Below are 19,788 nucleotides of genomic sequence, written 5' to 3' on the forward strand. Positions count from 1 at the left end.
ACCCAATGCGCGAGATGGCCGCACCTGTCGGCACGGTGCCCGATACCGCACTGTTCCGCCTGCTCGACCATGTCGGCGAGGGCGTGCTGCTCTGCGACGGTGCCGCGACGGTCCGCTACCTGAACCCCGCGGCGTCCGCGATGCTGCCGGACGTCCGTCCGGGAAGTCCGAAGCCCGATGGGCTCACCGGGCGCGAGGTCACGCTCGGTGATGGTCTGGTGGCGCTGTATCTCGATCGGGTCGACAGCGCCGCGGCGTTCCTGGCCGCGACCGCCCAGCGGCTCGGCGGGCAGCTCAACGCCGCCCGGGTGTGCCGCGCGACGGTCGAGCTGGCCGTCGGCGAGCTGGCCGCGGCCGCGCTGCTCGTGCTCCCGACGCGCCGCGGCCGGGTCCGCTGCTGGCACGCGGCCGGGGCCCAGGCGGTCCGGCAGGACCAGGCCACGCTGGCGGATCTGCCCGGGGCCGTGCGCGACACGCTCGACGGCCATCCGGTCGCCCAGCCGTTCCTCTGGCCCGGCGGCACGCCGTATCTCGGCGGCGGGGACGCGAACCCGGCCGCCTGGGTGGTGCCGATCCAGGCCGCGAGCGGACGCTCGGCCGCCCTCATCGTCACCGAACTCGGCGACGGCCGCGTGGAGCTGCTGGAGGAGTTCGCGGCCCGGGTCGGGGCCGCGCTGGAGGCGGCGCAGCTGTACGCGGCCCAGTCCCGCGTGGCCGTCACCCTCCAGGAGAGCCTGCGGCCCGAGCCGCCGGCGCCGGTGAAGGGCCTGGCCTGGGGTACCGCCTACCGCCCGGCCCGCGCCGCGATGCGCATCGGCGGCGACTTCTACGGCGCGCACCCGATCGCCGGCGGTGGGTCCGTCTTCTACCTCGGCGACGTCTCCGGCAAAGGCGTCGACGCGGCCGTCCTCACCGGCCAGGTCCGGCACAGCCTGCGCGCGCTGCGCCGCGTCGAGGGCGACCCGCAGCGGCTGCTGCACCTGCTCAACGACATGCTGCTGGAAGGCGCACACGACGGCCGCTTCGCCACGATGATCCTCGGCACCGCGCACCCGCGCCCGGGCGGCGGCGTGCGGCTCACCCTGGCCGGCGGAGGCCACCTTCCCCCATTGATCCTGCGCGGCGACGGGACCGTCGACACGCTCGCCCTGCGCGGCATGCTCGTCGGCGTCACCGACGAGCCCGTCTTCGGGCAGCGCGAGGTCCACCTGGCGGCCGGCGAGAGCTGCCTGCTCTACACCGACGGCGTCACCGAGGCCCGCGGCGGCCACCGCGGCGACGAGATGTACGGGCTGCGCCGCCTCACGGGCGCCGTGTCCGGCTGCGCCGCCATGCCGGCTCCCGCCCTGGCCGAGCGGGTCGAGCAGGTCACCGCCGACTGGCTGGGCGGCCGCGACCACGACGACATCGCCGCGCTCGTCGTGCGGGCCGAGCCGGTCCGCACGCCGTCGCGCCACCTGTACGCGGTCCAGCGCCCGGTGGCGACAGTCGCCTCGTGAGCCCGGTCGCCGGATGACTGACGCCTACGACGCCTACGTGCAGTGCCTGGCCGCCGCCGACGAGGACGGCGCCATCGACATCGCCGGCGGCCTGCTCCACAGTGGACACGACGCCGAGGCGGTGCTGCTCGACCTGGTCGCGCCGGCCCAGCGGCAGGTCGGCGAGTGGTGGCAGCGCAACGAGTGGAGCATCGCCCAGGAACACGCGGCGACCCACATCAGCGAGCGGGTCGTCGCCGCGCTCGCCGCGGCCACGCCCCGGCGCGCCGCGACCCGCGGCCGGGTGGTCGTCGCCTGCCTGGACGGCGAGTGGCACGCGCTGCCGGCCCGGATCGTCGCCGAGGTGCTGCGGCTGCGCGGCTGGAGCGTGACGTTCCTCGGTGCGAGCGTGCCGGTCGCGCACCTCGTCACCTACGTGCACCAGCAGGACGTCGACGCCGCCGCCCTCAGCTGCGCGCTGTCCACCCGGCTGCCGGCCGCGCACCTGGCCGTCCAGGCCGCCCGCCGGGCCGACGTGCCGATCATCGTCGGCGGCCGCGGCTTCGGCCCCGACGGCCGGTGGGCCCGGGCGATCGGGGCGAGCTGGGCCCCGGACGCGACGGGCGCCGCCGCGCTCCTCGACGACCGGGCCGCGCTGCGCCGGCCGCCGCCCGCGACGCTTGCGCATCTGGGCGACGATGAGTACGCGGGCCTGACCAAGCGGCGCGGCGACCTGGTGGACGAGGCGGCGGCCGAGCTGGCGCGCCGGTTCCCGCCGATGCGCGACTACTCCCCGGCCCAGCTCGACGCCACCCTGACCGACCTGACCCACATCGTCGACTTCCTCGCCGCCGCCGTCTACGTCGACGACCCCGAGCTGTTCACCGGATTCCTGGCGTGGACCGCCGAGGTGCTCCAGAGCCGGGGCGTCCCCGCCACCAGCCTCAAGATCCCGCTGCACCGGTACCGCACCCTCCTCTACGACTTCCCGCGCGCCGGCCGCATGCTCGCCGCCGGACTCGCGCAGCTGCCTTGACCTTCGGGTTGGTCGAAGGTCCAGGATCAGGGGCGTGGAGTACGAGGATCGGCTGACCATCGGCGCGTTCGCCCGGGCCGCGGGCGTGACGCCGAGCGCGCTGCGCTTCTACGACGAGTGCGGCCTGGTGCGCCCGGCCTTCGTCGACGCGGCGACCGGCTACCGGTACTACCGGCCCGCCCAGGTCGACGAGGTCGTGCTGATCCGGCGGCTGCGCGCGGCCGGGCTGCCGCTCGCCGACGTCCGCCGGGTGCTCGCCGGCCCGGTGGGGGCGGCGGAGGTACTGCTGGCCGATCACCTGGAGGCGATGGAGCGGGCGGTCGCCGAGGCCCGCGCCACGGTGGCGAGCACCCTGGCGCTCCTGCGTGACAGGCAGCGCAGCAGCGTCACGGTGCCCGGCCGGCTGCTCGCCGACGCGATAGGTCAGGTCGCCGGCGCGGCCGACGCGACAGGTGACGTGCCGGTGCTCGGGGGTGTCCTGCTGGAGCTGGCCGGCGGGGAGCTGCGGCTCGTGGCGACCGACCGCTATCGGCTGGCGATCCGGTCGCTGCGGCCCGAGCTCCGGCGCGGGGCCGACGCGTCGGCGGTCGTCGCGGCCGCGCAGTTGTGGCACCACCGGGCCTGGCTCGGCGCGCAGGACGTCGTCCGGCTGCGCTTCGGCGGCCCGGCCCTGCACCTCGGGGAGCGCCCGCTGCCGGCGATCGCCGAGCCGTATCCGGACTACCGCGTCGTCCTGCGCCAGCTGCCCGAGCCGGTGACAACAGTGGTGGCCGCGCGCCGGCCGCTGCTGCGCGCGCTCGGCGACGACCCCGCCGCCCGCCTGGACCTGCTCGTGGACAAGGGTCTGCGCGTCCGGTCGTCCGCGCGGCCGGCAGCGGCCGTCGACGTGCCGGCGGACGTGCGGGGTGAGCCCTCGGCCGTCAGCTTCCGGTTCACCACCCTGCAGCCGGCGGTCGCGGCCGGTGTCGGGCCCGACGTGCTGCTGCGGATCGGCCCGCCCGGGCAGCCGGCGGTCGTGCGCTCGGCCGACGACAGCGACTTCACCATCCTGGCCATGCCGTGTGAGGAGACGCAGTGACCGACGACATGATGGCCCGCATCGGCGCCGCCGTGCAGCAGGGGCGCGACGGGCGGCCGGTGCTCACCGCGCTGTGGGACGAGATCGGGCCCGCGGGCGACCCCCTGCACCGGTGCAGCCTCGCGCACTACCTGGCCGACCTCCAGGACGACGCCGAGGCGGAGCTGCTGTGGGACGAGCGGGCCCTGGCCGCCGCCGCCGAGCTCACCGACGCGCGGGCGCAGCAGTATTACGCGGCACTGCAGGTGCGCGCGTTCCTGCCCTCGCTGCACCTCAACCTGGCCGACGTACACCATCGCCTCGCGCACCCCGAGCGGGCCCGCGAGCACCTGGCCGCCGCCCGCGCCGCCGCGCATCACCTGCCGGACGACGGGTACGGCGAGATGATCCGCGGCGGCATTTCCAACCTGGAGGCCAGGTTGCTACCCTGAAAGCGGCCCTGTCGCCGTCGATGGCCCGCGTGCGCCGAGAAGCACGCCCCATGTGAGCACTACCGCCATCCGAGTGCGGACCCCGAAAGAACTCCGATCCGCCCGCCGCCCCCGCCGGCACCGTTGCTGGGGCCACCTCCTCGCCGCACCGCTGTGGCCGATGCACGGCGCGAACCTCGGCACCCTCCTGCGCACCTGCGACGCCGTCGGCGCGTGCCTCGCCGTCCCGCCCTGGGCCTGGGTCGACGAGGCCGTGGCCCGCGGCAACACGCTGCGCCACCCCGCCTGTGTCCACCGCACCGGCGACCCGCTGCGCTGGCTCGCGTCCGAGCGCGCCGCCGGCAGCCGCATCCTCGGCGTCGAGCTCGCCGACGAGGCCGTCCGCCTCGCCGACCTCCCCGCCGCCCGCCGGCGCACCGTCATGGTCCTCGGCCACGAGCAGACAGGTATCCCGCCCGAGGCCCTCGACCTCCTCGACGGCGCGGTCGAGATCCCGATGGTGGGCACCGGTGCGAGCCTCAACGTCGCCGTCGCGGGCTCCCTGGTGCTGTACCGGCTCGCGGGCCTGCTGTAGTGGCGCGGCGACAGCCACGGCCGGCACCCCGTGGAGCGGGCGCCGGCCGTGACCCGGGTGCTGCCGGGAAGGATCAGGTGCTCAGGCGCAGGTAGTCCAGGTTGAAGCCGCCCGTCTCGCAGTACACCGTGAAGAGCTGGTCGCCCGCCGGGAGTGTGACTGTGGTGTGGACCGACCGGTAGGCGGCCCAGCCGCCGGTGTCCGGGACGGCGACGGTGGACAGGACCTGGTTGTTCGCGTCGCGGAAGGTGATCGCGCCGGGCGCCGGGGCGCCGCTGCCGTTGGCGACCCGCAGCTCGAGGTCGTAGGTCCCGGCCGCCGCCACGTCGAGGCGGTACTGCAGCCAGTTGCCGGCCGCGGTCCAGCCGACGTTCCGGCCACCGCTGGCCGCCGGGTTGTTCTCGACGAAGTTGGCGCCGCCGTCGGTCCAGCCGTGCTCCGCGGTGTACGCCTCGGCCTCGACCTTCTCGCCGATCGGGGCGCCGTGTGGCACGACGTCGACCCGCACTGTCACCTCGTCGCTCGCGGCGCCGTCGGTCACCCGGAACCTGAGGTGCAGGGTCCCGGCCGTCGTCGGGTGCAGGCTCACCGCGCCGGTCGCGGCGTCGACGGTGACGCCTTCGGGCAGGTCGACCGCGTAGTACGCCAGGGCGTCGCGGTCGCGGTCGGTGGCCTTGAGTGTGAAGGTGGTCGTCGTGTACTGGTCCGCGCTGACGTCGGCCACCGCGGCCAGCTTCGGCGCGTGGTTGCCGCGCGCTGACGGGACGTCGGCCCTCCAGCGCAGCGTCGCGTAGGCGCCGGCGGGCACCGTTTCGACGAACTGCCGCCCGGCGAGCACCACGCGGACCTTGCGGGCCGCCGCGTTCGCGTTGCCGAGCACCGCCACGAAGTCGTCGCCGTCGCGGTACACCACGTTGCTCACGCCACCGTCGGCCGCGCTGGACTCCACGCGGGTGTGCCGCGGGGTGAGGTACTTCGCGAACTGGCCCATGAGGTAGAGCTCGTCGCGGACCGTGTAGGTGCGGGCCGCGGTGTCGACCTTCACCAGGCGGTCCGGCCACTTCGTGGTCGCCGCGATCTGGTCCCAGTCCACGTTGTTGTCCCGCAGCGGCGTCCAGTGCAGCGTGCCGCCGTCCTGGTCGGTCGTCTGCGCCCACATGACGTAGGAGCTCGCGTCGAGCCGGAAGTAGCTGAGGATCGTGGCCGGCGACAGGTCACTGGTCTCGGTCATGTGGACGGGCTTGCCGGTCTGCTCGTAGGCGTCGCGCATGACCGTGGGGTCGCCCCAGTACGGGTGGAAGGCGATGGCGTCGGCCGCCCGCGCCGCCGCCGGGTCGTCCAGGACGCGGTGGTAGTTCTTGGTCTCGGTGCTGTTCGGGTCCTTCCAGTCCCAGAAGTTGAAGTCGTGGATGTACACGTCGACATCGCGCGGCAGGTGCCGGCGCATCGCCACGGCCAGCTGCTGCTGCTGCGCCACGCTGATGTCCATGGCCGGGTACACCACGTCCATGCCGGGCTCGTTGAGCAGCGTGAGCGCGTCGACCCGGATGCCCTGGCGGGCGTACGCCTCGACGTACTTCGCGTAGTAGCGGGCGAACACGTCGATGCAGTCGTCGCGCAGCTTGCCGACCTGGTAGTAGTCGGTGGTGCTGCCGGGCTTCAGCGCGACCTCGCCGAGGAACCTGTTGTTGGTCTTCATCCACGCCGGCGCGCTCCAGGCGGAGGCGAAGAACGTGGCCCTCGGGTTGTACCGCTGGATCAGCTTGACGGTGTCGACGATGTGCAGGTCGATGTCGCGCTGGATGGAGAAGTACCGCAGCCCGAAGTCCTCGGTGACGCCGGGCGGAAGGTCGTCCTCGGACCAGAACGGCAGGTGCTCGATGAGGTCGGGACTGCCGATGGTGAGGCGGAACCGGCTGAGCCCCGCCCCGGTCCGCGGGTCGACGAGGAGCCGGATCGCGTCCTCGCGCTGCTGCGGGGTGAGTTTCCAGAGGTTCGACACGCTCGTCTCATCGAGCGAGAAGCCGATTCCGCTGTACCGCTGCCGCGCCTGGCTTGGATCGATGACGACCGTTGCATCCGCGGCGGTGGATGCGCCGTCGCCGACCCGGACCGGTGGCAGTGGTTGCCAGGCCTGCGCGGCACCTGTCGAGTAGGTGCCGGTCACTGTCTGCGCCCGATGCGCCGGGGCCGCGGTTGCGGGCGCGGCCCCGGCAATCAGGGCGAGCAGCGCGGTCGAGGTGACCGTGATGATGCGTCGCACGGTGTCGCTTCCTTCGTGTCGGCCGGCGCCGTTACGGACCGCTCACCAGGTACTCGACCTGGTGCCCGGAGTTCACCGCGGCGCCGGTGTTGTTGATGACGTGCGAGATCGTGCCGGTGCCGCCGAGCGACACGGTCACCATGTCGTGGAACCTGACGCCCGCCTTGGCCGGCGCCTCGAACGCGTGCGCGGCGACGACGCCCGGGTTGACGTTGAAGTAGCAGTAGCTGCCCAGGCCCCACGCCTCGTGGGTGGTGACGCTGTCGGCCACCTTGTACGCGGCCCAGCCCTGCGTGCTGCCGTTCATGAACGCGGCCTGGTTCGGCGGGTCGTACGGCATCTCGTTCTGGTAGAAGTACGTCCGGCCGTTGTTGCCGTTCCAGATGGTCTGGTACTGCTGGAAGTGCTCCACGAACAGGCCGTAGAACGTCACGTTGTTGCCGTTGACGACCAGGCCGTTCTGCGCGGTGTTGCTGGTCCAGCCGACGCCGGAGCCGTGGTCGGCCCGCCAGATCCACGAGTGGTCGCCGATCACGTCGTTGCTGTTGATCCGCAGGCTGACCGTCGCCTTGCCGACCCCGGCGCCACCGATGCGGAAGAACACGTCGGAGAGGCTCGTCGGGTTCGCCGCGTGGCTCGCGCTCGAGCCGGAGGGGCCGATCTCCGCCAGTACCGCGGAGTTCGTCGAGCCGGCGTCGAAGAGCAGGCCGGCGAGCTTGACGCCGTCCACGTCAGCGGTGCGCAGTGCGGTGATGCCACCGTCGGGCACGAGCGTCGCCAGCCCCAGCCCGAGGATCACGGTGTCGGCGCGGGTCACGTTCAGCGTCTGGTCGAGGTGGTACACGCCCGGCGTGACGAGCAGGTTCTTGCCGGCCGCGAGCGCGTTGTTCATCGTCGCCGCGGTGTCGCCGGGCCTGATGACCTGGAACTGGCTGATCGGCAGGCTGGCCCCGGCCGGGTTGCCGCTCGCCCAGCTCACGCCGGCGGAGTTGGTGCGCAGTGCGGGCACGAACACCTGGTAGGCGCCGGCCGCGTCGACGTACAGGAACGGCTTCTCGCGCACGACCGGGGCCGTGCCGACGGTCGTGTACGGCGGGCTGGGGAAGCTGTTGGCGGGTGCGCCGGTGGCCCCGACGAACACCTGGTTCCAGTTGGAGCCGTTCCAGCTGCCCATCGCCGAGTTCCGGGTCAGCCACTGCTGCTGCGTGCCCGACTGGATCTGCCCGTCGATCTTGCTGTCGGCGATGAACCCGCCCGAGGACCAGCCGCCGTCGGACAGCGCCAGGTTGCCGCGCACGTGCATCCGCCGGTAGGGGGCCGCCTGCGACACGGCCCACCGGTCGAGCCCGCCGTTCGGTGTGACCGACAGGTTCTCGGCCGAGCGCCAGAAGTTCTGGGTCGCGTTCTGCGAGCCGTCCGGCCACCAGTCGGCCTCGGCGTGCACGGCGCCGTTGATGACGACCGCGTCAGGCGTGAGGCCGAGCCCGGCGACCTGGGTGTAGAAGCCGACGTTGGCGTCGACGTTGTAGGTGCCGGGCTTGAACAGCAGCGCGTAGCGCTGGGCCCCGAACTGGTTGCTCACCTGGCCGTTGAAGACGCTCGTGAGCTTGCTCTGGATGGTGGCCTGGGACATCGACGGGTCGAAGACCGTGACGTTCGGGCCGAGGTCGGGGTTGTTCGGGTTGTTCGGCACGCCGGTGGCGGTCGCGGTCGGCTGGCTCGTCCCTCCGGAGAAGTTCCACTTCTGGTTCGCGCCGCCGCCGCAGGTCCACAGCTGCAGCTTGGCCCCGTCGGCGAGGTTGTTGTCCTTGATGTCCAGGCACTTGCCGGAGTTGGTGTTGATCAGGTCGTGGGCCGCGTTCAGCGACCACTTCTGGCTGGCCACCGAGTCGTAGCAGGTCCACAGGTGCACGACGGCGCCGTCGTTGGTGGCCCCGTTGACCACGTCGAGGCACTTGCCGAGCCCCTGCACGGAGCCGTTGTCGGCGAGGGTCCAGCGCTGGTTGGCGCTGCCGGTGTAACACGTCCACATCTGCGGCTGGTTGCCGTCAGCGGTGGACCCGTCGGTGACGTCGAGGCACTTGCCGTTGGCCGAGCTGGTGATCTGCCCGGTACTGGCGGCGGAGGCGGCGGTCATGGCCACGGCGCCGACTGTGCCGACGGCCGCGGCGGTGACCGCGATCGCGAGCAGCGTCGAGCGCCGCACTCGTCTGGGTGCGTGCATGCGGGGGCTTCCTTGTCCCTGTGGCGGAGGGTGGGGTATCGCCAGGAAACACGCCGCCGGCTGCGCATGTCAATGAATGTCTGTCACTTTTTTCGACTCTTGACCGAAGCATTTTCTGAAACACACGTCAATCGCTACTCGCCGTGTAGGGATTTGGGCCGGCGCTACGCCGGGGCGGGGCCGGTGGAGCCGCGGATCACCAGCTCGGTGGCGAGCTCGATGTGCAGCGCGTCCAGGTCCTGCCCGGCCAGCATGCGGCTGAGCAGTGACACCGCCATCCGCCCCATCTCCCCCAGCGGCTGGCGCACCGTGGTCAGCATCGGGCTGGTGGCCCGGCTGACGTCGATGTCGTCGAACCCGGCGATCGACAGGTCCGCGGGCACCCGCAGCCCCCGCGCGACAGCGGCCTGCAGGGCGCCGACGGCCATCTTGTCGTTGAACGCCACGAGCGCGGTCGGGCGGTCCGGGCGGTCCAGCAGCTGCGCGGCCAGGTCGCGGCCGGCGTCCACCGTCGGGTCGGTGACCGTGCGCAGCAGGTCCGGCTCGGGGTACATCCCGGCCGCGACCAGGGGCGCGGCGTATCCGGCCACGCGGTCGCCCATCGCCAGCCACTCCAGCGGCCCGCCGAGCACACCGACGCGGCGGTGCCCCAGCTCGACGAGGTGGCTCATGAGCCGGCGGGCCCCGGCGAAGTTGGCGGCCGACACGGCGGCGATGTTGCGCGGCGGCGCCGTACGCGGGTCGAGCACCACGAACGGGAAGCCCCTGTCGCGCAGCCGCTCCAGATCCTCCTGCGGCTCCGGCGGCAGGATCAGGATCGCGCCGGTGACCTGCGGCCACGCGGTGAGCGTGAGCAGCACGTCGGTGCGCCTCCAGGCCGACTCTCCGGCGTCCACGATCGCGTGCATGCCGTGCGCGTCGAGCGCCTCGGTGACGGCCGAGACGATCAGCCCGAAGTAGTCGGTCAGCACGTACGGGCAGCGCACGTACACACCGCTGTCCGCCTTCGGGACCCCCGCCCCCCGCCGCCGCGGCGCCCGGTTGCCCAGGCCGCCCATCGCCTGCAGGACCCGGTCGCGGGTCTCGGCGGCCACGTTGGCCCGCCCGTTGAGCACCCGCGAAACCGTCGCGATCGACAGCCCGGTCTGCGCGGCCACGTCGCGGATCGTGACGCGCCGGTCGGACGTTGTTTCAGTAACATGTTTCATCGGCGAACACAGTACCCGGCGCGGCCCCCTCGCCGCTGTCCCGCACCGCCCGGGCCCGCGGCGCCACGAGGATGCTCAATTTTCCCGGCCACCTGAACCGATCAGGCGTTTTTGCAGTAGTAAGGTGTGTGACCTCTTCGACCGCGGCGCACGCTGAGCTCGTTCGCAAGTACTACGACCAGAACACGGCCGCATTCGACCGGCTCGGTCAGGGCGGCGCCTCGATCCATCGCGCGGTCTGGGCGCCCGGCGTCCGGACGCGGGCCGAGTCGTTCCACTACGTCGACGAGCTCATCCTCGCCGCGCTGCCCATCGATGTGACGCAGCCCGCGGGCCGACCGGACGTCACCGACCGGCAGCCCACTGTCGTCGATCTCGGCTGCGGGCTCGGGGCCAGCCTGATGTATCTGGCCGGGCGCGCGCCGATCCGCGGTGTGGGGCTCACGATCAGCCCGAAGCAGGCCGAGGGCGCGACGCGGCTGCTCGACGCGGCCGGGCTCGGGGATCGGGTGCGCTGCCGGGAGGGGAACTACCTGGAGGTGCCGGCGGATCTGTACGCCACGGCGGACCTGGTGTTCTCGATCGAGGCGTTCCTGCACAGCCCCGACGCTTCCGGTTACTTCCGGGAGGCGGCGCGGGTGCTGCGGCCGGGCGGGCGGCTCATGGTGTGCGACGACTTCCTGACGCCGGAAGCGGCCGGGGCGACCGGGCCGCGGGGGCGGCGGCTGGCCGAGTTCCGCGACGGGTGGCGGGTCGGATCGCTGCTGACGGTGGCGCAGGTCCAGGCCGCGGCCGCCGACCACGGCCTGGAGCTGATCCAGCAGGTCGACCTGACCCCCTACCTGGAGCTGCGCCGGCCCCGGGACCGGTTCATCGCCGCGCTGGTGGCGGCGGGGCGCCCGCTGCGGCTGTCCGGCGAATACTGGAAGATGCTGGCCGGCGGCGACGCCCTGCAGTGGTGCCTGCTCAACGGCCTGCTGGACTACCGCGTCCTGGCGTTCCGGGCGCGCGCCAACTAGCCGCGACTAGATCAGTGCCCGGATGGCGTCCATGGCCTTGAGCCGCGCCGGCCCCTTGCCCAGCAGGCCGTCCGGGACGATGAACTCCTCCAGACCGATGCTCCGGTACTCGTCCAGGACGTCCCGCAGCGCGTCGGGCGAGCCGCCGACGACCGGAAACGCCACGTCCGGCACGGGCCCGTCGACCACGACGAGCGCCTGGGCGGTGCGGGCGATCGTGGCCGGGTCCCGACCCTGGCGCGCGCAGTACTCGTCGAGCACCGCCGACTTGTGGGCGATCAGGTCGGGCTTGCCCCAGGTGTTCCACGCGTCCGCGTACTTCGCGACGATCCCGAGCATCCGCTTCTCGCCGCCGCCCCCGATCAGGATCGGCAGCGGCGACTGCACCGGCTTCGGCTCGCACACGGCGTCGGTGAGCCGGTAATACTCCCCGGCGAAGCTGGTGACCGGCCGGCGCAGCAGCCCGTGCAGCACCTCCAGCGCCTCGACGAACCGGTCCAGCCGCTGCTTCACCGGCGGCAGCTCGATCCCGTACTGCTCGTGCTCGTTGAGCTGCCAGCCCGCACCGACCCCGAGCGTGAACCGGCCGCCGGTCACGTGGTCGAGGGTGGCCGCCATGTTCGCGAGGACGGCCGGGTGGCGGTACGTGTTGCCGTAGACGAGCGTCCCCAGCCGGACCCGGGGCACAGCGGCACCGAGCGCGGTGATCAGCGTGGCGCACTCGAGCGTCGGCCCGTGCGGGTCGCGCCCGGGCACCGCGTTGGGCATGAAGTGGTCGGCCACGTAGACGCCGTCCCACCCGGTCGCCTCCGCGTGCGCGGCCACCTCGAGGATCTCGTCGTACCGCTGCGCGGCACCGGGCCAGATCGAAAGTCGCATGACCTCATCTTGCCGCGAGCGCCACGTCCGCGTCGGTGCAGACCGGCAGCCCGGGGTCCGGCTGGTCGTCGGCGCCGCCCAGGAAGTACACCTCGGGAACGAAGCCCCAGGCGCCGGAGTGCTGATCGCCCTGGGTGAGTGCCCACCAGGAGTGCCGGGCCGCGCCCAGCCCGTACTGCGGCGGGAACTCGAAGGTCGCCCCGCGCGTGTGACAGCGGAAGTACTGCTCACCGGCTTCCCGGTACAGCTGGTTGACCGCGCCCTCGGCCTGCGGCCACGGCGAGCGGAACACGGGGACCCGCGTCATCGCCGCGCTCGTGCGGGGGCTGCTCCAGACCAGCGGGCAGCGGTACGGCAGCGCCTGTTTCTTGGGCTCCCGATCGACCCAGACACAGGGGTGGCTGTCCCCGCTCTCACCGACCATGCCGTCACTGCCCTGCACCGTGCGCCCCGGCTGCGGCGCGGTCACGGTCGGCGACGGCACCGGCGGCGCGTAGGCCACCTGCTTGCGCGCGACGGCCGGGAATGCGGCACCGGCGAACGTCTCACGCTGCGCCGCGACCGCGACGGCCGTGCCGAGCGCGACCGAAGCCGCAACGGCCGACACGACCACGGCCGTCCACGCGGTCGGACCCATCCGGCTCATCGCTCGCCACCTCCAGCCCGAACGCTAGGACCGAAGCGGACGCAGCGCCATCGGACGAATACCCAACGCTCGTTCGGGGTCGTCGCAACGTGCGGCCGGATCACCGGAACGGACGGTCCGGCGGCCAGGTCGACCCGAGCGCCATCGGGTGTGCCCCGTGCTCACGCCGGCCACACCGACACCCGCTCGCGATGGCAGGCCACCAGCGCGGCGGTCACGATGCACTGCGGCGGCGCCGGCCAGTGCTCCGTGCGGCCCAGCACCCGCACCGCGCCGGTGACCAGGTCCAGCCGGGCGATGAGCGAGCCGCCGGGATTGCGGCCGGTCACCAGGGCGGCCCGGCCCGGCAGCGCGGCCACCACGTCCCACGCGCCGAACCGCCGCACGATCCGGCCCGTCGCGGCGTCCACGACGACGGCACCGACGGCCGGGTCGGCGGCGTTCGGCGTCGGCGCGGTCGCCCACAGGTGCCCGGCGTCGAACGGGCCCAGGTCGGACCAGCCCGCGAGGCTCCACCGCTCGGCGCCGGTGTCCGGGTCGACGACGGTGGTCCGCCCGACGCTGCCGGTGCACAGCAGCGTCCCGCACCACCACAGCCCGCCGCTGGCCGCCATCGTGGTGTGCCGCCACAGCCGGCGGCCGGTCGTCAGGTCGAAGACCTCGGTGTTCAGCAGCGTGCTGCGCTCGAAGCGGTAGGCCAGCAGCCGGTCGCCGGAGATGTCGAAGCCGTCGACCGGGCCGAGGTCCGCCAGCGCGACAGTGCGGGTGACAGCGGCCGAATCGGCGTCGCGGATGCGCAGCGGGCCGCCGGGCTCGAGGTCGGCGATCTCGAACCGGCCGTCGGCGGTCCGCAGCACCCGCCGGAACGACGGCGTGGCCAGCTCCCAGCGCACCGCGCCCGTCGCGATGTCCAGCCCGAGCAGGCGCTCGTTCGCGCGGGCGATCACGAGACGGGCGGTGGAGGAGGCGGCCGGGTCGAGCCCGTCGCGCCGCCAGACCTCGGCGCCCGTCGCGGCGTCGAGACCGACGAGCCCCGACGAGCCGGCCAGGACCACCCGGCCCCCGGCCGCCGTCACGAGCTCGGTGCCGGGCTCGGCCGGGACGCTCCAGCGCCGGGTGCCGCCCGGCATCCGGTACGCCGCCACGGCCGTGCGCATCAGCAGGAACAGCGCGTCGCCGTCGGCCCGCAGGTCACCGATCCCGTCGCCCTCCAGCACGACGGCCGGGGCCGATGGCGTGCCCGGGGCGCCCCCGGCAAGCAGCAGCGTGAGCGCCAGCAGCACCGGCAGGGCCCGGCGGCGGCGGGCGGGCCGCGGCGGGGCCGGCGCCGGTCCGGCCGGGCCCGGCAGGTCGAGATCGATCACCGCATCAGTATGTTTCGGCAACGCACGACAAGCTTGCCCCGAGCGGGCGCCGGTTGTTCAGCATCCCGTTCTAGCGTCCGGGGGCATGGCTCACGTCGATCGTCGTACATTTCTGCAGATGGCGGCGGCCGCCGCCGTCCCGCTGCCGTTCGAGCAGGCCCTGTCGATCCCGGCCCACAACCGGCACGGGTCGATCGAGGACGTGGAACACGTCATCTTCCTGATGCAGGAGAACCGCTCGTTCGACCACTACCTCGGCTCGCTGCGCGGGGTCCGCGGCTACGCCGACCCGCACCCGGTGCGGCTGCCCGGCGGCAGGAGCGTCTTCCACCAGCCGAACGGCGCCGGCGAGGTGCTGCCGTTCCGGCCCGAGGTGCAGGACATGGGCAAGACGTTCCTGCCCGACCCGCCGCACGGTTGGAACGACACCCACGGTGCCTGGAACGGCGGGCGCTACGACGGCTGGGTGCCCAACAAGGGCGTCACCACCATGACCATGCACACCCGCAAGGACCTGCCCTACCAGTACGCCCTGGCCGACGCGTTCACGGTGTGCGACAACTACCACTGCTCACTGCTGGGCCCGACCGACCCCAACCGGTACCACATGTGGAGCGGTTGGGTCGGCAACGACGGCAAGGGCGGCGGGCCGGTCATCACCAACGCCGAGGCGGGCTACGACTGGTCGACCTACCCGGAGCGGCTGGATCGGGCCGGGATCTCCTGGAAGGTCTACCAGGACATCGGCCTCGGGCTCACCGCCGACGGGTTCTGGGGCTGGACGAGCGATCCGTTCATCGGCAACTACGGTGACAACTCGCTGCTGTACTTCCACCAGTACCAGAACGCCGCGCCCGGCACACCGCCGGCGAAGGCGAAGCAGGGCACCGAGATCAACAAGCAGGGCCGCAGCCCGGACGCGCTGCTGGCCGACTTCCGCGCGGACGTGGAGCACGGCACGCTGCCGGCCGTCTCCTGGATCGTGGCTCCGGAGGCCTACACCGAGCATCCGAACTGGGAGCCCGACTACGGCACCTGGTACGTCTCCCAGGTCATCGACATCCTCGCCAGGCACCCCGAGGTGTGGAGCAAGATGGCCCTGTTCATCACCTACGACGAGGAGGGCGGCTTCTTCGACCACCTCGTGCCGCCGACCCCGCCCGCGAGCCGGGCCGAGGGCCTGTCGACGGTCCCGGTGACGAACGAGATCTACCCCGGCTCCGCGGACCACCCGGCCGGCCCCTACGGGCTCGGCGTGCGGGTACCGATGATCATCGTTTCGCCGTGGACCCGCGGCGGCTACGTGAACTCGGAGCTGTTCGACCACACGTCGCTGATCCGCTTCCTGGAACGCCGCTTCGCGCGCGGCGACAAGGACCTGATCGAGTCCAACATCACCCCGTGGCGGCGGGCCGTCACCGGCGATCTGACCTCGGCGTTCGACTTCAGGACCCCGAACGCGTCGCGCCGCGTCGACCTGCCCGGCACCGCCGGGCTCAAGCCCGCCGACCTGACCCGCCAGCCGGACCAGGTGCCGGTCCCGCCGGCCGGCGGCCGGGTGCCGGCCCAGGAGCGCGGCGTCCGCCCGGCCCGGGCCCTGCCCTACGCGCTGCACGCCGACGGCCGCCCGTCCGCCGGCGCGTTCGCCGTCGACTTCCGCAACGCGGGCCGGGCCACCGGGGTCTACCAGGTCCGCTCGGCCGACCCCGCGACCCCGCCGCGCACCTACACCGTCGAGCCGGACAAGCAGGTCACCGACGTGTGGCCCGCCGACAGGGGCTTCGACCTGGAGGTGCACGGCCCGAACGGCTTCTTCCGCCGCTTCGCCGCCGGCCCGCGCCACCCGGGCGTGACGGTCCGCGCCCGCTACGACGCCGGCGGCCGGGACATCGTGCTGGAGTTCGCCAACAAGGGCGCCCAGCGGGTCGACCTCACCGTCGCCGACCGCTACACCGGCCACCCGGTGCGGCTGTCGCTGCGCGCCGCAGAGACCAGGACGCAGGCGTTCGCACTGCAGAAGAGCCGGGGGTGGTACGGCCTGTCGGTCACCGTCCCCGGAGACGCCGCCTTCGCCGTGGAGTACGCCGGCCACGTCGAGAACGGCGAGGAGTCGATAAGCGACCCGCTCATGGGCGGCCTGATCTGACCCGCCCGCCGGCCGGCGGGGCGCCGCTCCCGTCCGGCCGCTCGCGGACAGGTGGGCGACCGGACGTGTCAGGCCGAGGCCCGGACGATGAGCTCCGGGTTGAAGATGACCGACCGCGGGGTGCGCTGCGGCTCGCGGATGCGGGTCATGAGCAGCTGGGCCATCTCCCCCGCCATCTCCTCGACCGGCTGGCGGACGGTGGTCAGCGGCGGGTGGCACTCCAGCGCCGCCGTGCTGTCGTCGAAGCCGATCACCGCCACCTCGTCCGGCACCTTGCGGCCGGTCTCCTGCACGACCCGCAGGGCGCCGTCGGCCATCAGGTCGTTGGCCACGAAGATCCCGTCCACGTCCGGGTGCTCGGTGAGCAGGCGGCGGGCAGCGCGCTCGCCGCCGGAGCGGGTGAAGTCGCCCTCCACGTGCCGCGGCTCCAGGCCGTGGGCGCGGACGGACTGCTCGAAGGCGGCCAGGCGGTCCTGGGCGGCCGGCATGTCCAGCGGGCCGGTGATCGTGGCGAGGCTGCGGCGGCCGAGGCCGGCCAGGTGGTCGACGGCCAGCCGGACGCCGGCCCACTGGTCGACGTCGACGTAGCTGATGGTGACCGGGTGGCCGGGGCGGCACGAGAGCACGACCGGCACGCCGAGCTCGACGAGCTGGCCGGGGAGCGGGTCGTCGACGTGGCTGGAGATCAGCAGCGCGCCGTCGACGTGGCCCTGGCGGAGGTACCGCAGCAGGTGCGGGCGCGCGGGCGGGTCGGCGAGGAAGATGACCAGGTGGATGCCCAGCGGGCGGAGGACCTCCTGGGCACCGGCGGTGATGCGGCCCAGGAACGGGTCGGTGAACATGCGGGTCAGGAACGGGGTGGAGTACCCGCGGTTCTCCGGCTCCGAGACCACCAGTGCGATCGAGTCCGTACGGCCCGTGACCAGCGAACGGGCGGCCAGGTTCGGCACGTATCCGGTCGCGGCGATGGCCCGCTCGACCGTCCGGCGCAGCTCCGGATCGACGGTCTGCACACCGTTGATGACCCGGGACACCGTGGCGCGTGACACTCCTGCGTAGTTGGCGACCTGCTCGAGGGTGGGCGGTCGCGAATCGCTGCCCGTCATGGTTGTCACGGTAGATCGTGCCCCGAGCCGGTGAGGAGCCGCGGGTGGACGGACCTTCATGTCACGTCCCCCCGCGGCCAGATCAATCGATGGAAATTACTTGTAGACCCGGACGTAGTCGACGTACATCCGGGCCGGGAACGGCGTGGTGGCGTCGATCGGGCCCGGGAAGTCACCGCCCACGGCCAGGTTCAGGATCAGGTAGAACTGGTGGTCGTACACCCACGGACCGCGGGTGGTCTCGACGGTGTCCTTGTTGGCCACGAGGATGACCGTGTTGTCGACGCGGAACGTCATGTGCTTGCTGTCCCACTCGACCGAGTACACGTGGTAGTCGAGCGAGAGGTCCACGGTGGTGAGCTTCTGGCCGTAGCCGCCGCCACCGTTGTAGGCCGGGGCGTGCAGCGTCGAGTAGACGTCGGTGGTGCTCTTGCCGAGGATCTCCATGATGTCGATCTCGCCGTTGTACGGCCACGGGCGGCCCTGCAGGAAGTCGGCGCCCATCATCCAGAACGCGGGCCACAGGCCGTTGCCCTTCGGCACCTTGATCCGGGCCTCGACCCGGCCGTACTGCGTCGTGAAGCTCGTGCTGGTGTTGATCCGGCCCGAGGTGTAGTCGCGGCCGCCGGCGGTCTCCTTGCGGGCCTCGATGACCAGCGAGCCACCCTGGATGCTGGTGTTGTTCAGGTTCGAGTAGTACTGGATCTCACCGTTCTGGCCGGTGCCCGGGTCGACGTGCCACTTGGTGGTGTCGACGTTGGTGCCGGTGTTGAACTCGTCCTGCCAGACCAGGTTGGTGGCCGGGAAGATCGGGTCCGCGGGCGGGACCGGCGGCTGGGTCGGGGCGCCGCCGGTGCCGTACACCTTGAACTCCCACAGCGAGTAGCCGTAGCCGTTGGAGCGCTGGGTGCCGTACATCCGCACGTACCGGCCGTTGCCGTTGACGGTCAGGGTCTCCTTGAAGCCCTTGCCCGTCGTGGTGGTGTAGATCGACGTCCAGTTGACGGCGTCGGTGGAGGTCTGGATCTGGTACGACACCGCGTACGCCGGGTCCCACTGCAGGACGACCTGCGTGATGTGGGCGGTGGCGCCGAGATCGACGTAGATCCAGCCCGGGTCGACCCAGCCGTTGTCGGGGCTCGTCGCCCAGCGGCTGGCCGGGTCGTTGTCGAACGCCTTGTCGGGCGTGCACGGGTTGCAGTTGGTGTCGTTCTGCGAGGTCGAGGCGACCGCGGGCTTCTTGTAGGACAGCAGCACCGCGTTGCCCGGGTTGGTGCTGGGCGTCGGCGACGTGCTGGGCGAGGTCGGGGTGTCGTTGGTGGTCGACGGCGCGCCGGTGACGCGGACCTGGAACTCCCACAGCGAGTAGCCGTACTGCGTGGCCCGCGCGGTGCCGTTCACCCGCACGTAGCGGCCGCTGCCGGTGACGTTGAGGTTCTGCACGCCGCCGGTGCCGGTCGTGGTGGTGTAGATGCTCGTCCAGGTGTTGCCGTCGTTCGACGTCTGGATCTGGAACGCCGTGGCGTACGCGGCCTCCCAGTTCAGCGTCACGCCGCAGACCGCCTGGACCGAGCCCAGGTCGACGCGCAGCCACTGCGGGTCGCTCGCGGCGCTGGACCAGCGGGTGCCGGTGTTGCCGTCGAACGCCGAGGCGGCCGGGGTGCCGGCGTTCTCGGTCGAGGAGGCCAGGGCCGGCTTGTTGAGCGCCGCGTTGGTGGCGCCGCAGCTGCCCGGGGTGCTGGGCGAGCCGCCGAAGATCTGCAACTCCCAGAGCGAGATGCCGTACTGGGTGCTCTTGGCCGTCGCGTTGAGCCGCACGTAACGACCGCTGCCGGTCACGGCCAGGCTGACGTCGCTGCCGCCGGTCCCGGTCGTGGTCGAGTAGATCTGCGTCCAGTTGGCGGCGTCGTTCGACGTCTGGATCGTGAAGGCGGTGGCGTACGCCGCCTCCCAGTTCAGGGCGACCCGGGTGATCGACTGCTGGGAGCCGAGGTCGACCTGGATCCACTGCGGCACCGTGAAGGCGCTCGACCACCGGGTGCCGGCGTTGCCGTCGGTGGCGCTGGAGGCGGGCGTGGCCGCGCTTTCGGCCGACGAGGCGGTCGTCGGTTTGCCCTGCGAGAGCAGGGTCTCGGCGGCGTTGGCCCGGGTGACGACCACGACGACGTACGCGCAGAGCATGGCGGCCACGGCCAGGGCGATGATGCCGTAGCGCAGCGTGCGTCGACGGGGCCCGGACCTGACGGATGCGTGGCCGGGGGCGGAGACCGACCAATCCATGGGTGACTCCTTCTGGCGGGTGGGGTGTAGCGGCGGTGTGAGAGAGCGCTCTCTCA

At 72.6% G+C, this 19,788-nt stretch carries 15 protein-coding genes; 7 read left to right on the forward strand and 8 right to left on the reverse strand.

The window, feature by feature from the left end:
* Positions 1–5: 5 nt before the first annotated feature.
* The 5 genes from Dvina_RS39640 (at position 6) to Dvina_RS39660 (ending at position 4,597) form a co-directional block, all read left to right on the forward strand.
* Positions 6–1,499: a SpoIIE family protein phosphatase gene (locus tag Dvina_RS39640; protein WP_223095062.1), complete on the forward strand. Its 1,494-nt coding sequence runs from the start codon at positions 6–8 to the stop codon at positions 1,497–1,499.
* A 13-nt stretch (positions 1,500–1,512) separates the two neighbouring features.
* Positions 1,513–2,514: a cobalamin B12-binding domain-containing protein gene (locus Dvina_RS39645; protein ID WP_223095064.1), complete on the forward strand. Its 1,002-nt coding sequence runs from the start codon at positions 1,513–1,515 to the stop codon at positions 2,512–2,514.
* 34 nt (positions 2,515–2,548) lie between these two features.
* Positions 2,549–3,592 carry a DNA polymerase III subunit beta family protein gene (locus Dvina_RS39650; RefSeq protein ID WP_246655614.1) on the forward strand — a complete coding sequence of 348 codons (1,044 nt, stop codon included), beginning with the start codon at positions 2,549–2,551 and terminating at the stop codon, positions 3,590–3,592.
* A gap of 8 nt (positions 3,593–3,600) precedes the next feature.
* Positions 3,601–4,023 carry a hypothetical protein gene (locus Dvina_RS39655; RefSeq protein WP_223105964.1) on the forward strand — a complete coding sequence of 141 codons (423 nt, stop codon included), beginning with the start codon at positions 3,601–3,603 and terminating at the stop codon, positions 4,021–4,023.
* 160 nt (positions 4,024–4,183) lie between these two features.
* Positions 4,184–4,597, forward strand: a complete 414-nt coding sequence (locus tag Dvina_RS39660; RefSeq protein WP_223095066.1) for a TrmH family RNA methyltransferase — start codon at positions 4,184–4,186, stop codon at positions 4,595–4,597.
* 73 nt (positions 4,598–4,670) lie between these two features.
* On the opposite strand, the gene Dvina_RS39665 is transcribed toward Dvina_RS39660, so the two are convergent.
* From Dvina_RS39665 to Dvina_RS39675, 3 genes are all read right to left on the reverse strand, one after another.
* The gene (locus Dvina_RS39665) at positions 4,671–6,860 is read right to left on the reverse strand and encodes a carbohydrate-binding protein (protein ID WP_246655615.1); all 2,190 of its coding nucleotides are present in this window, start codon (positions 6,858–6,860) and stop codon (positions 4,671–4,673) included.
* 31 nt (positions 6,861–6,891) lie between these two features.
* Positions 6,892–9,084 (reverse strand): RICIN domain-containing protein, encoded by a 2,193-nt coding sequence (locus Dvina_RS39670; RefSeq protein ID WP_223095068.1) that lies wholly within the window; start codon positions 9,082–9,084, stop codon positions 6,892–6,894.
* Positions 9,085–9,248: 164 nt separating this feature from the next.
* A complete protein-coding gene (locus Dvina_RS39675; protein WP_246655616.1) occupies positions 9,249–10,241 on the reverse strand; it encodes a LacI family DNA-binding transcriptional regulator in 993 nt (330 codons plus the stop codon).
* Between the two features lie 179 nt (positions 10,242–10,420).
* Here Dvina_RS39675 and Dvina_RS39680 point away from each other — a divergent pair, with 179 nt between their 5' ends.
* Positions 10,421–11,311 (forward strand): SAM-dependent methyltransferase, encoded by an 891-nt coding sequence (locus Dvina_RS39680; protein WP_223095072.1) that lies wholly within the window; start codon positions 10,421–10,423, stop codon positions 11,309–11,311.
* A gap of 6 nt (positions 11,312–11,317) precedes the next feature.
* Here Dvina_RS39680 and Dvina_RS39685 read toward each other — a convergent pair whose 3' ends face one another.
* From Dvina_RS39685 to Dvina_RS39695, 3 genes are all read right to left on the reverse strand, one after another.
* Complete coding sequence (locus tag Dvina_RS39685) at positions 11,318–12,190, reverse strand: TIGR03560 family F420-dependent LLM class oxidoreductase (protein ID WP_223095074.1); 873 nt, start codon at positions 12,188–12,190, stop codon at positions 11,318–11,320.
* 4 nt (positions 12,191–12,194) lie between these two features.
* On the reverse strand, positions 12,195–12,836 hold the full coding sequence (locus Dvina_RS39690; protein ID WP_223095076.1) for a hypothetical protein: 642 nt from the start codon (positions 12,834–12,836) through the stop codon (positions 12,195–12,197).
* A gap of 161 nt (positions 12,837–12,997) precedes the next feature.
* The gene (locus Dvina_RS39695) at positions 12,998–14,200 is read right to left on the reverse strand and encodes an outer membrane protein assembly factor BamB family protein (RefSeq protein ID WP_223095078.1); all 1,203 of its coding nucleotides are present in this window, start codon (positions 14,198–14,200) and stop codon (positions 12,998–13,000) included.
* 118 nt (positions 14,201–14,318) lie between these two features.
* Here Dvina_RS39695 and Dvina_RS39700 point away from each other — a divergent pair, with 118 nt between their 5' ends.
* On the forward strand, positions 14,319–16,346 hold the full coding sequence (locus Dvina_RS39700; protein WP_246655617.1) for a phosphocholine-specific phospholipase C: 2,028 nt from the start codon (positions 14,319–14,321) through the stop codon (positions 16,344–16,346).
* Between the two features lie 68 nt (positions 16,347–16,414).
* Here the strand turns inward: Dvina_RS39700 and Dvina_RS39705 are convergent, their stop codons facing one another.
* Together Dvina_RS39705 and Dvina_RS39710 are read right to left on the reverse strand one after the other, a co-directional pair.
* Positions 16,415–17,452: a LacI family DNA-binding transcriptional regulator gene (locus Dvina_RS39705; protein ID WP_223095082.1), complete on the reverse strand. Its 1,038-nt coding sequence runs from the start codon at positions 17,450–17,452 to the stop codon at positions 16,415–16,417.
* 96 nt (positions 17,453–17,548) lie between these two features.
* Positions 17,549–19,732, reverse strand: coding sequence for a discoidin domain-containing protein (locus Dvina_RS39710; protein ID WP_246655618.1), 2,184 nt, complete (start codon positions 19,730–19,732; stop codon positions 17,549–17,551).
* Positions 19,733–19,788 lie beyond the last annotated feature (56 nt).

The organism is Dactylosporangium vinaceum (assembly GCF_019904175.1).
Lineage (GTDB): Bacteria > Actinomycetota > Actinomycetes > Mycobacteriales > Micromonosporaceae > Dactylosporangium > Dactylosporangium vinaceum.

Coding starts and splice junctions, on each gene's coding strand:
- Dvina_RS39640 (WP_223095062.1), top strand. CDS start 6: ATGCGCGAGATGGCCGCACCTGTCGGCACGGTGCCCGATACCGCACTG.
- Dvina_RS39645 (WP_223095064.1), top strand. CDS start 1,513: ATGACTGACGCCTACGACGCCTACGTGCAGTGCCTGGCCGCCGCCGAC.
- Dvina_RS39655 (WP_223105964.1), top strand. CDS start 3,601: ATGATGGCCCGCATCGGCGCCGCCGTGCAGCAGGGGCGCGACGGGCGG.
- Dvina_RS39660 (WP_223095066.1), top strand. CDS start 4,184: ATGCACGGCGCGAACCTCGGCACCCTCCTGCGCACCTGCGACGCCGTC.
- Dvina_RS39670 (WP_223095068.1), bottom strand. CDS start 9,084: ATGCACGCACCCAGACGAGTGCGGCGCTCGACGCTGCTCGCGATCGCG.
- Dvina_RS39685 (WP_223095074.1), bottom strand. CDS start 12,190: ATGCGACTTTCGATCTGGCCCGGTGCCGCGCAGCGGTACGACGAGATC.
- Dvina_RS39690 (WP_223095076.1), bottom strand. CDS start 12,836: ATGAGCCGGATGGGTCCGACCGCGTGGACGGCCGTGGTCGTGTCGGCC.
- Dvina_RS39700 (WP_246655617.1), top strand. CDS start 14,319: ATGGCGGCGGCCGCCGCCGTCCCGCTGCCGTTCGAGCAGGCCCTGTCG.
- Dvina_RS39705 (WP_223095082.1), bottom strand. CDS start 17,452: ATGACGGGCAGCGATTCGCGACCGCCCACCCTCGAGCAGGTCGCCAAC.
- Dvina_RS39710 (WP_246655618.1), bottom strand. CDS start 19,732: ATGGATTGGTCGGTCTCCGCCCCCGGCCACGCATCCGTCAGGTCCGGG.